At 33.1% G+C, this 14845-nt stretch carries 13 protein-coding genes; 3 read left to right on the top strand and 10 right to left on the bottom strand.

All coding sequences use genetic code 11. From position 1 onward, the window contains the following. Nucleotides 1-52: 52 nt before the first annotated feature. The 9 genes from HMPREF0446_RS02970 to HMPREF0446_RS02930 form a co-directional block, all read right to left on the bottom strand. Nucleotides 53-1774, bottom strand: a complete 1722-nt coding sequence (locus tag HMPREF0446_RS02970) for a septation ring formation regulator EzrA (RefSeq protein ID WP_006702893.1) — start codon at nucleotides 1772-1774, stop codon at nucleotides 53-55. 158 nt (nucleotides 1775-1932) lie between these two features. Beyond that, the gene (gene pepV, locus HMPREF0446_RS02965) at nucleotides 1933-3342 is read right to left on the bottom strand and encodes a dipeptidase PepV (protein WP_006702894.1); all 1410 of its coding nucleotides are present in this window, start codon (nucleotides 3340-3342) and stop codon (nucleotides 1933-1935) included. A gap of 115 nt (nucleotides 3343-3457) precedes the next feature. Then, the gene (locus HMPREF0446_RS02960; protein WP_006702895.1) at nucleotides 3458-4189 is read right to left on the bottom strand and encodes a pseudouridine synthase; all 732 of its coding nucleotides are present in this window, start codon (nucleotides 4187-4189) and stop codon (nucleotides 3458-3460) included. Nucleotides 4190-4194: 5 nt separating this feature from the next. Beyond that, nucleotides 4195-5871, bottom strand: a complete 1677-nt coding sequence (locus HMPREF0446_RS02955) for a putative polysaccharide biosynthesis protein (RefSeq protein WP_020991314.1) — start codon at nucleotides 5869-5871, stop codon at nucleotides 4195-4197. A gap of 312 nt (nucleotides 5872-6183) precedes the next feature. After that, complete coding sequence (locus HMPREF0446_RS02950; RefSeq protein WP_006702897.1) at nucleotides 6184-6819, bottom strand: response regulator transcription factor; 636 nt, start codon at nucleotides 6817-6819, stop codon at nucleotides 6184-6186. A gap of 4 nt (nucleotides 6820-6823) precedes the next feature. Continuing rightward, the gene (locus HMPREF0446_RS02945; RefSeq protein WP_006702898.1) at nucleotides 6824-7879 is read right to left on the bottom strand and encodes a sensor histidine kinase; all 1056 of its coding nucleotides are present in this window, start codon (nucleotides 7877-7879) and stop codon (nucleotides 6824-6826) included. Further along, entirely contained in the window at nucleotides 7876-8610 is a 735-nt protein-coding gene (gene liaF / locus HMPREF0446_RS02940) for a cell wall-active antibiotics response protein LiaF (protein WP_006702899.1), read from the bottom strand. Before liaF ends, HMPREF0446_RS02945 begins: the two co-directional genes overlap by 4 nt. Nucleotides 8611-8776: 166 nt before the next feature. Next, nucleotides 8777-11086 carry a DNA translocase FtsK gene (locus HMPREF0446_RS02935; RefSeq protein WP_006702900.1) on the bottom strand — a complete coding sequence of 770 codons (2310 nt, stop codon included), beginning with the start codon at nucleotides 11084-11086 and terminating at the stop codon, nucleotides 8777-8779. Between the two features lie 61 nt (nucleotides 11087-11147). Further along, nucleotides 11148-11447 carry a DUF1033 family protein gene (locus HMPREF0446_RS02930; protein ID WP_006702901.1) on the bottom strand — a complete coding sequence of 100 codons (300 nt, stop codon included), beginning with the start codon at nucleotides 11445-11447 and terminating at the stop codon, nucleotides 11148-11150. A 108-nt stretch (nucleotides 11448-11555) separates the two neighbouring features. On the opposite strand from HMPREF0446_RS02930, the gene HMPREF0446_RS02925 reads away from it, so the two are divergent. Both HMPREF0446_RS02925 and yidC read left to right on the top strand, forming a co-directional pair. Further along, the gene (locus HMPREF0446_RS02925; protein ID WP_006702902.1) at nucleotides 11556-11834 is read left to right on the top strand and encodes an acylphosphatase; all 279 of its coding nucleotides are present in this window, start codon (nucleotides 11556-11558) and stop codon (nucleotides 11832-11834) included. Between the two features lie 111 nt (nucleotides 11835-11945). After that, nucleotides 11946-12890 carry a membrane protein insertase YidC gene (gene yidC / locus HMPREF0446_RS02920; RefSeq protein ID WP_006702903.1) on the top strand — a complete coding sequence of 315 codons (945 nt, stop codon included), beginning with the start codon at nucleotides 11946-11948 and terminating at the stop codon, nucleotides 12888-12890. A gap of 241 nt (nucleotides 12891-13131) precedes the next feature. Here yidC and HMPREF0446_RS02915 read toward each other — a convergent pair whose 3' ends face one another. After that, entirely contained in the window at nucleotides 13132-13605 is a 474-nt protein-coding gene (locus HMPREF0446_RS02915; protein ID WP_006702904.1) for an S-ribosylhomocysteine lyase, read from the bottom strand. Nucleotides 13606-13754: 149 nt separating this feature from the next. Here HMPREF0446_RS02915 and HMPREF0446_RS02910 point away from each other — a divergent pair, with 149 nt between their 5' ends. After that, nucleotides 13755-14843, top strand: a complete 1089-nt coding sequence (locus HMPREF0446_RS02910) for an endonuclease/exonuclease/phosphatase family protein (RefSeq protein ID WP_006702905.1) — start codon at nucleotides 13755-13757, stop codon at nucleotides 14841-14843. Nucleotides 14844-14845: the final 2 nt, after the last annotated feature.

Raw genomic sequence — 14845 nt, 5'->3', positions numbered from 1 at the left:
GTAAAATGAGATTTTAAAAACAAAAAAGAAGCCTCACGGCTTCTTTTTTACTTTAGAAGAATAGACTATTATTCTTTTCTGATTGATAATTATCACGTACACGTTGAGCAGAACCAGGGTCCACTTGATTCAATGCTTTTTCAATAATCGCTAATGATTCTTCATAACGATAGAAATGATTAAATTGTTCTAAAGCTTGTTGAATAGCTGTATCAATTTCTGGATGATCTAAACGATAACGGTTCGCATGTTGAATCATGAACTCTGTTAATTGAGCATGGTCAACAATTTCTTCTGTCATAATATCTAATTTTTCAACATCATCTTCAATCGTTTGATTTAATCCTGTAATTTCAGTCATATCTAATTTTACACGATTCATTAATTGAGATAATTGTTCGATACGAGAACTTGTTGCAAAGAATAATTCTAAATATTCTTTTGGTAAGCCTGGTAAATGATATTTTTCAATCGTACGTTTCATATTACGTAAATCTAATTCAAAAACATCTAATCCATCACGAATACTCTTTTCTTGTTGACTTAAATCAGTCAATGTATTTACTAATGATAATTGATTTTCATCAATTTCTTTTAAGGTATTTAATACAATTTCATAGTGTTCTTTCACAATAGAATAAGGAACTTGTTGATTTTGTAATGCTTTACTGTAGTAAGCAACTGCCTCTTGTTCTTTTTCTAATTGTTTTGCAAAATCTTGCACACGATTAAATTCATTATTCGATAATACAAAGTTTTGAGATACACGATCCACTTCGATATTAACATAACGGTTGCTTTGTAATACTTGATTTAATTTTCTTTCAACTTGAGCACGATTTCTTTGTACAAATGCTTTTGCTTCGATTTCAGTTTCCATTACTGCATATAATTGATCAATTTCACGCGCAACTTTATCTAATTGTTGACGAGCATCTTCTAATTCAGTTGCCTTAATATGTTCTCTTGCAACAGCAATAATTTCTTCAATTTTTTGAATTTCAGTCGGAATAGAAATTTTAGGGAATTGATAATGCTCTTCCACCATTTTTTGATAGCCTTCTTTTAAGTCAGCTACTTGGTCTTCATATTCTTCTTCGATTTCTTTTAAGTATTTAGGAACTTCTTCAACGATTTGTTCGAAATCTTGCATTTCAGCTTCGATTCGACCTAATACTTCTTTAGCTTCTAAGTGGTCACCTTCATTTGTTAGAGTATTAAATTTTGTAAAATCTAATTCTAAATAAGATAAACGTTTTTCTAATGACTCTAGTGCTTCACCAAATGAGAAACTATGTGCTAATAAATCTTTACGCATACTTGCATAACGTTCTTGTAATACTTCTAATTCTTCACGGTTTTTCTTTTCGCTATCTAATAATTTTTGTAATGCTGTGTAAATTTTATCGACTTCTGCTTTCGTTTCTTCAATTAATTGACTAGCTTGATTTGAAATTTGAGAACCTTTAACAAAATTCAAACGTTGTGTATATTGTTCAGCACTTACTAATGCTGCTTCAATCTCTGGAAAACGGAAACGAGTAATGGTTTGCCAAGTTGCTTGCCAAGTTTCATACGTACGTTTTGTTTGTCCTGTCAAATTCAGATTTTTTAAAGTAAATAAAATATCTGCAATTGGAACAGTCATTAATTTTTGTTTTTTAACTCCTAATTCTTCGATAACTTTACTTTGTTTTTGACTTAAGTAATGTGCTACTCCATAACCAATGGCACCGGCTACCACGATTATAAGTAAGAAATATACAAATCCCATATCTCTTCCTCCAAAATTTATTTATCTACATATTAATTTACATACAGGACTAGTATATCACGTTTGTATACTTTATAGCAAAAATTTTTTCGAAAAAAAGAACCAAAATCCGTCATTTATAGCGAATATTTGGTCCTTTAGAAAGATTCTTTTATTGATTATTTGATTAATTCATAAATCGCTTCTGCATAGATTGCTGCTGAACGGAATAAATCATCTAGTGCAAAGAATTCATTTGCTTGGTGCATTGTATCAATTGAATCTGGGAATAAAGCTCCATACGCTACTCCACGTTCAAAAATACGACCATAAGTTCCTCCACCGATGGATTGTTCATGAGCTGGAAGTCCTGTTTGTTTTGCATATACCTCTAATAATGTTGCTACCAATGGATCTTCTGGTGAAACATAGTGAGGCACTTGAGATTTACCTGCAGAAACAGTCAATCCATAATTAGATGACACAGCATTTGCTTTTGTTTCTACTGTTTTTGCATCAATTCCACGTGGGTAACGGAAGTTAACCACTAATTTTCCTCCTACTTCAGGGGTAAATGTTAAAATACCTGCATTTGCAGTTAATGGTCCCATTACTGAATCTTCAAATGCTACATTTAATTTTGCGCCATCTGTATCTAAGTGAAGCACATCTGCAGCAAATGATAAGAATTTTTTCGCTTGTCCTGCAAACTCATATTGATTTAAGAATGCTGCTAAATAAGTAGCTGCATTAATTCCTGCATGAGGAGTTGAACCATGAGCTGATTTACCAACTACATCTAATACAACTACATCTTCATTAACTGAAGCTGTTCCTTCAACTGGATTTGCTGCAATATACGCTTCAAATGCTGCTACAAATTCAGAAGAATTTGGAACAACTACTTCTGCATGAGCATCTTGAGGTACCATGTTTTCTCTTAATCCAGAATTGAAGTTTTTCAATTGGAATTCTCCAGCACTTTCTCCTGCTGCTAACTCAAAATGTAGTGATAAAATTCCTTTTTCTCCGTTAATAATTGGGAATTCAGCATCTGGTGAAAAACCAAAATCTGGCATTTCTTCAGTTTTGAAGTAACGATCCATACATTTCCAACCAGATTCTTCATCTGTACCAATAATGAAACGAACACGTTTTGAGACTGGTAATCCTAATTCTTTAATAATTTTTAGCGCATAATAAGCTGCCATACTTGGCCCTTTATCATCACTTGAACCACGTGCATAAATACGGTCATTGATAATTTGTGGTTCAAAAGGATCTGTTTCCCAACCTGTTCCAACAGGAACAACGTCCACATGTCCTAATACTCCTAATGTTTCTTTATAATCAGGATTTGGAGCAAATTCAATATGACCTGCTAAATTTCCAACCATTTTTGTTGTAAATCCATCACGTTCCCCAATAGCTAAAAAGGCTTCTAAAGCTTTTTTAGGACCAGGGCCTACTGGTGCATCCTCACTTGCTTTTGAATCATCACGAACACTATCAATACGTAATAAATCAAATAAATCTTTTAATAAGTCTTCTTTACGGCTTTCGACTTCTTTTTTCCAATCAATTGTCATATTATCGCTCCTTTACGAAATTCATTAGGTTTATCTTATCATTTTTCCATATATTTTGCTAGAAGAGATAACTAAAAAAGGAATAAGAAACATTCATTTCTTACTCCTCTATTGATTACAATTCTACATTAAAAATTTTTAAGGCTTCTAATTCGGAATCCTTTAAACTACGAAACTCTCCAAGTTTTAAGGATTTATCTAAGTGTAATGGTCCCATACTGATTCGTTGTAAATCTATGACCGTTTTTCCGCAAGCTTTCACCATACGTTTCACTTGATGAAATTTACCTTCTTTTATCTTAATTTGAACAAGTGAAGCTTGATGATTTTTATCTACGGAAAGAATCTCTAAATGAGCCGGCATACATTCATAACCATCATCCAATGTAATTCCCTTTTCAAAAGAAACTTGATCCTCCTGAGTCATGATTCCTTCAATTTTAGCAACATAAGTTTTTTCCACATGTTTTTTTGGAGATAACATTGCATGACTTAAAGCTCCATTATTCGTTAATAATAGAAATCCATGCGTATCAATATCCAGTCTTCCTACAGGAAAGACTCCTCGTTTTTGTGCTAATTCACCAATTAAGTCTAACACGGTTGCATGTTTCGTATCCTCTGTTGCTGAAACAACCCCTTTTGGCTTATTCATCACATAGTACAAATATTTTTCATAATAGACTCTTTCATCATCTAAATAGATTTCATCTAATTTTTCATCGATTTGTACTTTACCATTCGTCACAGTTTCTTGATTTTTTCGAACACGCTTTTGTTTTAAAATTAATTTTACTTGAGAACGTGTTGCTATTCCAGAATCGGCTAAAAACTTATCTAGTCTCACTAAACCTACTCCTTCATTTTTAGTTTTCTACGAATCGCAACCATTCTTTGCCCTAATAATTCGTCTGCTAATCTTGTATATAAGCTCATTAATCCATAAACAATCGCTCCAACAAAACCAACAATCGCAACAGCAATCAACGCCATTAATTTCCCATCAATATTAATGATTTGTTTTAATCCTACTAGAGTTAAGGAACTGACAATCAGCATAACCAATGAAATTCCCATTACTTTGACTAATTGAATAGCGACTTTTTTTAGATTAAATAAGGTTTGGTAATATAAGTGATACCCCATATAAACGGTTGCTAAAATAAATCCAAGACTTGTCGCCCATAATGGTCCCGCACCTTCAAAGAAATAAATCATCATTGGTTGCCATAACATTTTCACCACTAAAGCAATCACTAAAGCTTTAATAGCAATCATATGTTGCTGCATCGATTGTTGAATCGATGTAAAGACTGTAAAGGCCCCCATAAAAATACATAAAACACAAGAAACCATTAATAAATACGTTCCATCTTTACTTGGAGAATAAAACACATTATAAATTGGCTCTGCTACCACTGCCATTCCAACAGAAGCTGGAATCATAATAAAGGAATACAAACCAATATTTTCCTCAATCACATTTTTCACTTCTACATGATTTTTCACAGAAAAATGAGAAGCTAACAATGGTAATGCCGCTGTTGAAATACTAATGGCAAGAGATAAAATAATCATAATAATTTTATTGGCATTAAATCCAAAAATTGTTAATAATTCTTTACTTTGTTCAAAATTCAAATGAGTAAATGTCATCGCTAGTGGTTGGAAAGTTTCTTGATCCAAAATACTAATTAACTGAATACTTGAAGTCACAATCACAAATGGTAAGGCTTCACGAATCACTTCAAATACAATTCGCCCAAAACTCATATTACGAGCAGGTCGCCCTTCACTCATTAATTGCTTCATACCAGGCATATCTTTCCACATTTTATACCCTAAATAGATAAATGCAACAACCGCCCCAACAAATGCAGCAAAAGTTGAATGCGCAACTGCGACAGCATAACTGCCACCGAATAATTTCATGACAATGAACGTTAAGAGTAACATATAAATAATACGCACGATTTGTTCCCATAACTGAGATTTAGCAGAAGGTGCCATATCACTATATCCTTGATAATATCCTCTTAATAAACTTAATGGTGGAATAATCACTACTGCTGGAACAAGTGAACGAATGACCATGATACTATCTTGAATTTCTTGAGCAGAACCTCCTTTTGCAAAATAAGGAGCCGTTACATACATGACAATCGCACTGACAATTCCTGTTGCGGTCATAAATAACATTCCGCCTTTAAAAATATTCCAACTTGTCTCGTAATCTTTTCTTGATTGATTATCTGCCACAATTTTTGAAATCGCTACTGGAATTCCAGCAGTTGAAATTTGTAATACTAAAGCATAAATATTGTATGCAATGAAATATAAGAAGTTTGCATCATCCCTTTGAGTCGCAAACATTGCTCCCCATGGAATAATATATAATGCTCCTAATAATCTCGAAACCATACTACCAATCGTTAGCCAAGAAGATCCTTCTAATAATATTTCTTTTGAATCTCTTTGCATACGGATTTTATCGCTTAATCCCATTGATTTTTTACTATTCCGTATCATAATATCCTACTTTCATGAAAAGTTTTTCTAATCCTAAGCGTACAATATTTTTTGGCTATTGTAAAATAAAAAATAGAATGACTATTTTAGCATTTTTCTACTAAAATAATCACTCTATTTTACGTACTCTAATATATACAAAACAACCCACAAAGACTTTTCATAGTAGTATTCGTGATAAAAGCCAAGAATGGCTTTTATCACTGGAAAATTTGAGACCCCAGGCTCAAATTTTAGGCATGAGATTCGCTCTGCGAAGCTGCTGCCGTCCACTACTACTATAATCAGAAAAGTCTTTAAAAATTTATGCCTTTATGGTTGGACTAAATGATGCTTAAAAGCATATATCGTCGCTTGTGTACGGTCTTCTACTTGCAACTTCGATAAAATATTCGAAACATGCGTTTTCACCGTTTTCAACGTAATAAAACACTCGTCCGCAATTTCTTGGTTCGATTTCCCTTGCGCAATCAATAAAAGCACTTCTTTTTCACGACTCGTTAATTCTTCAAACAAACGAAATTCTTCTTCTACTTCATGACGATGTTCTAACTTCTCACTTACTTCTTTTTCGAATACTCCTTCTCCACGATAAGTATCACGAATCGCTTGAGCAATTTCAGAAGCAGACGAAGTTTTTAGTAAATAACTTTTTGCCCCAGCACTAATAGCTGGATAAACTTTTTCATCATCTATAAAGCTTGTCACAATAATAATTTTAGCTTCTTTCCATTTAGATAAAATTTCTTTTGTCGCTTCAATTCCATCCATCACAGGCATTACTAAATCCATTAAAATAATATCTGGTTTTAATTCTAGTGCTTTTTCAACACCGATTTTTCCATTTTCTGCTTGAGCTATTACTTCAATATCCTCTTGAACAGATAAATAGGCTGATACACCTAATCGAACCATTTCATGGTCATCTACTAATAGAACTTTAATCATTCAACTACTCCTTCTCCTGCTTTTGAGGAATTTTAATTTCAATAATCGTTCCTTGATTGGCAATACTAATAATTTTGCATTGTCCTCCCATTCCTGCAACACGTTCTTCAATATTTTTCAAACCATAACTACCTGCTTTTGAAACACTTGTATCAAATCCAATTCCATCATCGACTAGTTTTAAAATAATATAATCATCCTTTTGTTTTAAAAAGACTTCTAATTGTTTGGCTTTTGCATGTCGTAATGTATTGGACACCAATTCTTGTACAATTCTAAAAAGATGATCTTCAAAAGTACTAGGTAGTGTCACTTCATCTAATTCCCAGTGAAGCGATAATTGCACTTTTGTCGTTAATTCTTTTAATAAGCTTTCAATCCCTTGAACTAATGTTTTATTTTCAAGTGAAATCGGACGTAAGTGTAATAATAAAGCTCTCATTTCTGATTGAGAATCATTGATAACTTTCTCTACTAATGCTAATTGTTGCTGGATTACTGGAGATAATTGTTCTTTTTGCTCATTCATCGCAGAAAGCATCATCATCGCAGCAAATAATTGTTGACTCACCGAATCATGTAATTCTCGAGCAATACGATGTCTTTCCAATTCAATAATTTCTTCCTTCGTTTCTTCACCAATATATTCTGGTCTAGAAGAAATCTGTTGAAGATTTTGAACCAGTTGTTCCTGCATTTCTGCTATTTTAGCAGTTTCTTGGAAAAATGTATCCAATCGAATCATTAATAAAGGACGATACCAAATTTCATCCACTGATTTTTTTACATTTGAATATTGTTGATTTCTAATGGCTTCTAATTGATTGTACATAACAGAATCCGTTAATCGCTGCAAGAAAAATACAATACTTGCTGCCATAAAAGTAATAACAAATACAATTAATGTCACTACTAGAAATAATATAATTAACTGATTAGACGACAGTTTTTCAAATAACTCAATTCCAAATAAAGAATGAATAACATTTACACCAATTAGAAAAATACTGGAGACAAAGAGAAACACAACAAAACAGATTCGTAAAAACCACTTTTTCATGCTTCAATCACCTCAATTTCTCCTACAAGAACTGATGAGATAATGATAATTTTTTTATGACTCGATTCAAAGCGTTCCGAATACATTGTAATCGTCTCATTTTTTAATTCTAACTGTTGCCCATCAAACTTTGCTTCACCAATAAATGCATTATGACAAAGTTTCACGCCAACCCCAATAGGAACAATAACACGAATACGTCCAATACCTTTTCGAATCATAATGGTATTTTGTTCATTTGGAAGAACCGTATTTCCTAAATCAATAATCGTGTCTCCCATTAATTGACTAATATTAATATCATCCCATTCAAATGTGTCTTTTCCAATTTTTTGGACTCCAATCCATTCCTGTCTTTGTGTTCCAAATCGGTCTGACGGTTCTTCTAGCTTAACGGAAACATATCTTTTTTTCTTCCAAATCCATTCACTATCAGCTGAAAAGTATTTTTTAATTAATTTTCTACCATAAGAAAGACCATAAACTATTAAAATACTTCCTGCTAACCAAATTCCCCATGTAGAAAATACAGATAATAAAATCATTAATATTCCAAAGAAAAGCCCATTTGTCCGAATAAAACGATTTTTTAGTTGGATGGCAATTCCTACAAAAATAATTCCTAAAACAAATAAATACAGTAAATGGTGATTCGTGAATAATTGAAATCCCGTTAAAAACATCCCAATCGCTATAATAAATAGTATTAAGATGAATCGATTATTTTTCATTTCTACCCTTCTTTCTTTAGAGTAATTTCTCACTATAAAAGTAACATATTCCTTCTTTCCTGACTATCCATCTAAAGACTGATTTCAAAAAAATGCTAGGTTAGCGAACCTTTTTGTTAGGTTTTATTCTAACATTTCGGCATCACTTGTCCTAGCATTTCATTTGTTACACAGTTGGTGGATTTTGTGAGTCATTTTCATGATCAAAAGCATCTAAGTTTACTTTTCTTGGCTTACTTCCTTCTGAAGGCCCTACGTAACCTCTTGCTTCTAACTCTTCAATTAAACGAGCTGCACGATTGAATCCAATTTTAAATCGGCGTTGAATATAAGAAGTACTAATCGTTTCTAATTCTCGAATCATTTCTAATACTTCATAAAACAAATCATCTTCAGGATCATCCGAACTACCCTCTGATGTTTCTGGAAGCATCATTGTCTCGTCATATTCCACCTCTTGTTGTGTTTTTACAAATTCGACAATTCTTTCTACTTCTTCATCGGTTAAATAAGCTCCTTGCACACGAATCGGCTTATTCTCACCCATTGGAATATATAACATATCTCCTCGACCAAGTAATTTTTCAGCACCACTTGAATCAATAATCGTACGAGAATCTGTACCACTGGATACTGCAAAGGCAATTCTTGAAGGTACATTTGCTTTAATAATCCCGGTAATAACATCAACTGATGGACGTTGCGTTGCTAAAATCATATGAATCCCCGCTGCACGAGCCATTTGCGCTAAACGAATAATCGCATCTTCGACTTCATTACTCGCAACCATCATTAAGTCTGCTAACTCATCCACAATAACTACAATATATGGAAGTAATGGATTCTCTTCTCCAGTTTCAGCATTATAAGAAGCTACATGCGCATTATAACCATCGATATTTTTCATTCCCATTGCCGCAAACATTTCATAACGTTTTTCCATTTCACTCACAACTTTTTTCAAAGCTTGCGCTGCTTTTCTTGGATTCGTTACAACAGGCGTTAATAAATGAGGAATCCCATTATAGCCATTTAACTCTACCATTTTAGGGTCAATCATCATTAATTTAACTTCATGCGGTTTTGTCTTCATCAAAATACTTGTAATAATCCCATTAATACAAACGGACTTACCACTACCCGTTGAACCAGCAATTAATAAGTGCGGCATTTTAGAAATATCGCATAATCGAACATTTCCAGAAATGTCTCTTCCTAGAGGCACATCCAATGGTTTTGGTGATTGAAGAGCTGCTTGAATCACATCACTGAAAGCCACAAAACTCGTTTTACTATTTGGAACTTCAATTCCTACATAAGGTTTTCCAGGAATTGGCGCTTCAATACGGATATCTTTTGCAGCAAGAGCTAAAGCAATATCATCACTTAAATTCACAATTTTACTAACCTTCACTCCAATAGCAGGCTTAATTTCAAATTTAGTTACAGCAGGCCCTACTAATGGATTTGGCATCACTTTTGCCTCTACTCCAAAACTTTCAAACGTTCTTTCTAAAATTTTAAGATTCTTCTCAACAATCATCTTCTCATCTGATTGATCAGATGGTGGAATTGGATTTAATAATGTTAATGGTGGCAATTGATAATCTGAATCATCAGTTCCTCCATTAATGACAAAGTCTTCTAAATCTTCCGTATCTTCCTCTACTTCTGTTGGTTCGACAAAAGGATTGAAAGAAGTTGGTTCTTCTCTTTTCGGTTGAACAAACTCTTCTTCTACAACTGGTTTTGTAACAGGTGGTGGTGTTACTTCTGGATAAATTTCTTCAAACTCATCCTCTTCTTCCTCTTCATCAAAAACAAAGTTTTTCATCTTGTCTATTAAAGAAGCTTTCTTTTCTTTTACTTCTTTTGGTTTTGCTTCAATCACTTCTGGTTTTGTTTCACGAACTTGAGAAGCTTTTTCCACTTTATTTTCTTCTAATTGGTGTTTAACTTGGGCTGTCCAATTTCTTAAAACTTCGAAAACATCTCTTAAGTGAATTTCAAATGCTACGAATATGGCAATCATAAATAGTACGAAAATCGTCAAATAAGTTCCCCATTGAGAAACTAAGAAATAAGTAATCGTATAAAATAATGCTCCAATTATCCCCGAACCTAAATTTTGTTCGATAGCATTTGCTTTAAAATCAATCGCATAACGAGCCATCATTTCTTTAAATAACTGACCGCCTTCTTGAACATGATTACTAAATACAGCCACTTCTACCCAAAGAAAAATCCCAATTAAAAGACATGTAGCGACTCCAATCCATTTTTTCGGAATAGAATGTATTCTTCCACGGAATAAAACTCCTATTGAAGCGAGTACTCCAACAATCCCTGCATATATAAATAAATCTCCTACAAAAAAACGAATACTATTGGCAAAAAATCGTCCTAAAAATCCTAATTTAAAAATGGCTAACAATTGAATTAGAATCAATATCGCCATCACAATTTCAATGGACATTGTAGACTCAGTCTTCTTTTTTGTAGATTTTCTTTTTCTCTTTTGTTCTTGCTTAGCCACTTTACTCTCCTTCTGAATATAGTTTTCCTTCTGGTGTTAAAATGAGTACTCCATAATAAATTTGCAAACAATCCTCACAGGACTCACAATATTCACATTCATTCTCATCCCAAAATGCGCAAGAAAAATGTTTCTCACGTTTCATTTGATATTTAGCTGTATATGTTTCTACTAATTGTTTATAAAGTTCTTTTGCTTCTTCTAGAGTGGAACAAAATTCTTCTAAAACAATCATCTCTTTCCAGTCGTCCATCATCCACCAAGGTTCATCGACCCCTTTTGTTTGGATAACACAATACATATCTATCACCTCTCTTGAACAGTATACCAGACTTTTTCAAAACTTGTTATCTTCATCCATTGAAATTTCATATATTTTTGATAGGATAGTTAAAAAGGAGGAATTCAAATGATTACTTTACGTCTAAGAGTTTGGGGACTTGTTCAAGGAGTTGGATTTCGTTTTTATACAAAACGTTTAGCAGACCAATTACAGATAAACGGAATGGTAAAAAATAAAATCGATGCTTCCGTTGAAATCATTGTCCAGGATACCCCGGAGAGAGCCTATGCTTTTGTAGACCGAGTAAAAACCTCTCCCCCATCTCCGTATGCAAAAATCCGTTCATCAACATTAGAAATTATTGAAAACGAACCAATTTATAAAGGATTCTCAATTTATTATTAATGATAAAAAATAAAAGAGAGAGAGCCACATACGACTGATTTTCATTGCTATTCTATTCAATATAAAGTAAAATGATTGTGTTTAACAGAAAAAAATAAAGGAATGTGATTCATGAAATTAACAAAAAAAGTTCAATTAGCAGCTCTATCGAGCTTACTTGTACTATTCCTTTCTGGATGTGTACAAATCGACAAAGCCACTAATCAACCGTATGGAATTGTGTATGATTATTTAGCAGTACCAACTCAAACCATTTTAAACTGGATTGCTTCAGCAATCGGTGGAAACTATGTCATTTCTATTATGATTGTTTCAATTGTAGTTCGTATTATTTTAATGCCAACGATGTTTAAACAAATGAAAACAATGTTAATGAACCAAGAAAAAATGGCATTATTAAAACCATATATTGATAAAATGAACGAACGTTATGGGGATAACCCAACACCAGAACAACGTATGGAAGTTCAACAATATACAATGGATATTTATCGTTTAAATAATGTTTCATTAACAGGTGGGGTTGCTTCTGGATGTCTTCCAGTATTAGTCACAATGCCCGTCTATAGTGCTTTATATAATGCGATTTTATACTCTCCTGAAATTTCAAATAGTTCATTTATGGGAGTTTCATTAGGTAGTACGTATTTACCAATTGCAATTGCAACTGCCGTTATTTATTTAATCCAAGGATATATTAGCCAATTATATATGGATGAAACGCAAAAGGCTCAAGCTAAAGCTACGCTATTTTTGATGCCAGTCATGATGCTAATGTTCACGGTTGGTACAGCTGCAGGGATTGGGATTTACTTCTTCACTTCTGGATTAACAGCTATTTTACAAACTTGGATTCAAAACCAATTCATTCGTCCAAAAGTAAAAGCTGAAATCGATGCTGAATTAGAGGCACAAGGAAATTCAGTTATCTTACCAGATACAACTAACACTGTTAAGAATCCTAATAATACAACTGTTTCACCTGCTCAACAAACATTTGCGCAAAGAAACCGCACATCAACAGGAAAAAACAGCGGAAAACAAAACAGAAAATAACTATTATAAATTAATAAAGACCTTTATGAAGTTGCTAAGGACGCCAGCAACCCCTTCGGGTTTCATGGCTAAATTTTGAGCCTGTAGTCTCAAAATTTCCTGTAATATAAGCTTGAAAAACTTATATTACTCAAGCTACTTCATAAAGGTCTTTTTCTCATTAAAATCCTAACCTCTAAAAATTAAAAAAACGTGAAGTTCTGAGTTTACACTCTCTACTTCACGACAATTGTTCCGTCTATTAAATAACTTTTCTTTCGAATGGGTCAATGCTGATTCCTTGTTCTAATACTTGTTTTGCGTATTCTTTTGCACCGAACAATGAATGATCTTTATAGTTTCCACATTGTACTGCTGAAATTCCTTGAATATCTTCAAAACGAATTTCATGAACAATTTGTTCTAATGTTGCTTTTAGCTCAACAGCAATTGTTTCTGCACTTGGTGTTCCCCATGTAATTAAATGGAATCCTGTACGGCATCCAAATGGAGAAATATCAATAATTCCATCTACTCGATCTCTTAATAAATCCGCTAATAAATGTTCAAATGTATGAATGACCCCTGTTGGCATTTCTTGCTTATTTGGTTGTAAGAAACGAATATCGAAATTCGTAATACGATCTCCTTTTTCTCCAACTTCTTCTGTAATTTTACGCACATAAGGTGCAATCACTTTATTATGATCTAATGTAAAACTTTCTACTTCTGTCATAACAAAACCTCCTAGTAATCTGTATAACAGAGCCACTATACACCAAAATAGAAAGCACTGTCAATGAAATGAAATTCATTCCTTTATGTAGTTTTAAATTATCGTGCTATAATCTATAAAGAAATTATTGACAGTAAAAGGAATTTATTATGAAAAGAAAAACAGCATTCAGACGAAAACTATTTTATTTTTTAAGTCCTATAATTATTTTTATCAGTTTGATTATTGGCTATTTTATTTATGGTTATACGGCTTATTATCGTTTAGAAGATAATCTGACTTTATCAATTACAAGCCATACAGATCAATCTCTCAATACTGGAAAAGAGTATACCATATCCTCTTTTAATATTGGATATGGAGCCTATCCTCAAGATTATAGCTTCTTTATGGATGGCGGGAAATATTCAAGAGCTTACAATCGAGAAACTGTATTAGACAATATGCAAGGAATCCAAAATGCTATTCAAATGATTCAACCAGATATTGCTCTATTTCAAGAAATAGACACGGATGGAGATCGTTCCCAACATGTGGATGAAGTAGAATTCATCACTCAGGCTTTTGAGAAGCAAAATTGGGTATTTGGACAAAACTATGATTCACCGTATTTATTTTATCCAATATTAGACCCAATTGGAAAAGCAACTTCTGGACTCCTAACGATGTCCAAATATACGATTCAATCGAGCCAACGATATAGTTTACCAATTGAAACGAACTTTAATAAATTTTTCGATTTAGACAGAGCTTTTACTGTTAGTTACTTACCCGTGTCAAATCAGAAACAATTAGCATTAATCAATATTCACTTATCTGCATATACAAAAGATCCAACAATTGGAAAAAGCCAGTTAGAAAAGCTATTCCATTATATGGAAAGTGAATATGAAAAAGGAAACTATGTTATTGTCGGTGGTGACTTTAATCATGATATTTTACTTGGAAAAAGTCCGGAAGTCTTCCAAACATCTGATGAACCACAAACTTGGACTCACCCATTCCCAGTAGAAAATCTTTCAAAGCATTTTACATTAGCCACTCAAGGATTAGCACAACAAAAAATTCCTTCAGCTCGTGCATTAGATGAAGGATACCAAAAAGGAAGAACTTTTGTAACATTAGTCGATGGATTCATTATTTCAGACAATGTACAATTCAATCATGTCCAAGCACATGACTTAGAATTCCAACATTCCGATCACAACCCAGTTTCAATGAGTTTTACATTAAAATAAAA

Origin of the sequence: Granulicatella elegans ATCC 700633 (assembly GCF_000162475.2) — a bacterium.
In the GTDB taxonomy this organism is placed as follows: Bacteria; Bacillota; Bacilli; order Lactobacillales; family Aerococcaceae; genus Granulicatella; species Granulicatella elegans.
The sequence above is the reverse complement of the archived record's forward strand: the minus strand, read 5'-3'. Positions and strand labels throughout refer to the sequence as shown.

Coding starts and splice junctions, on each gene's coding strand:
- HMPREF0446_RS02970 (WP_006702893.1), bottom strand. CDS start 1,774: ATGGGATTTGTATATTTCTTACTTATAATCGTGGTAGCCGGTGCCATT.
- pepV (WP_006702894.1), bottom strand. CDS start 3,342: ATGACAATTGATTGGAAAAAAGAAGTCGAAAGCCGTAAAGAAGACTTA.
- HMPREF0446_RS02955 (WP_020991314.1), bottom strand. CDS start 5,871: ATGATACGGAATAGTAAAAAATCAATGGGATTAAGCGATAAAATCCGT.
- HMPREF0446_RS02950 (WP_006702897.1), bottom strand. CDS start 6,819: ATGATTAAAGTTCTATTAGTAGATGACCATGAAATGGTTCGATTAGGT.
- HMPREF0446_RS02945 (WP_006702898.1), bottom strand. CDS start 7,879: ATGAAAAAGTGGTTTTTACGAATCTGTTTTGTTGTGTTTCTCTTTGTC.
- liaF (WP_006702899.1), bottom strand. CDS start 8,610: ATGAAAAATAATCGATTCATCTTAATACTATTTATTATAGCGATTGGG.
- HMPREF0446_RS02935 (WP_006702900.1), bottom strand. CDS start 11,086: ATGTCCATTGAAATTGTGATGGCGATATTGATTCTAATTCAATTGTTA.
- HMPREF0446_RS02930 (WP_006702901.1), bottom strand. CDS start 11,447: ATGTATTGTGTTATCCAAACAAAAGGGGTCGATGAACCTTGGTGGATG.
- HMPREF0446_RS02925 (WP_006702902.1), top strand. CDS start 11,556: ATGATTACTTTACGTCTAAGAGTTTGGGGACTTGTTCAAGGAGTTGGA.
- yidC (WP_006702903.1), top strand. CDS start 11,946: ATGAAATTAACAAAAAAAGTTCAATTAGCAGCTCTATCGAGCTTACTT.
- HMPREF0446_RS02915 (WP_006702904.1), bottom strand. CDS start 13,605: ATGACAGAAGTAGAAAGTTTTACATTAGATCATAATAAAGTGATTGCA.
- HMPREF0446_RS02910 (WP_006702905.1), top strand. CDS start 13,755: ATGAAAAGAAAAACAGCATTCAGACGAAAACTATTTTATTTTTTAAGT.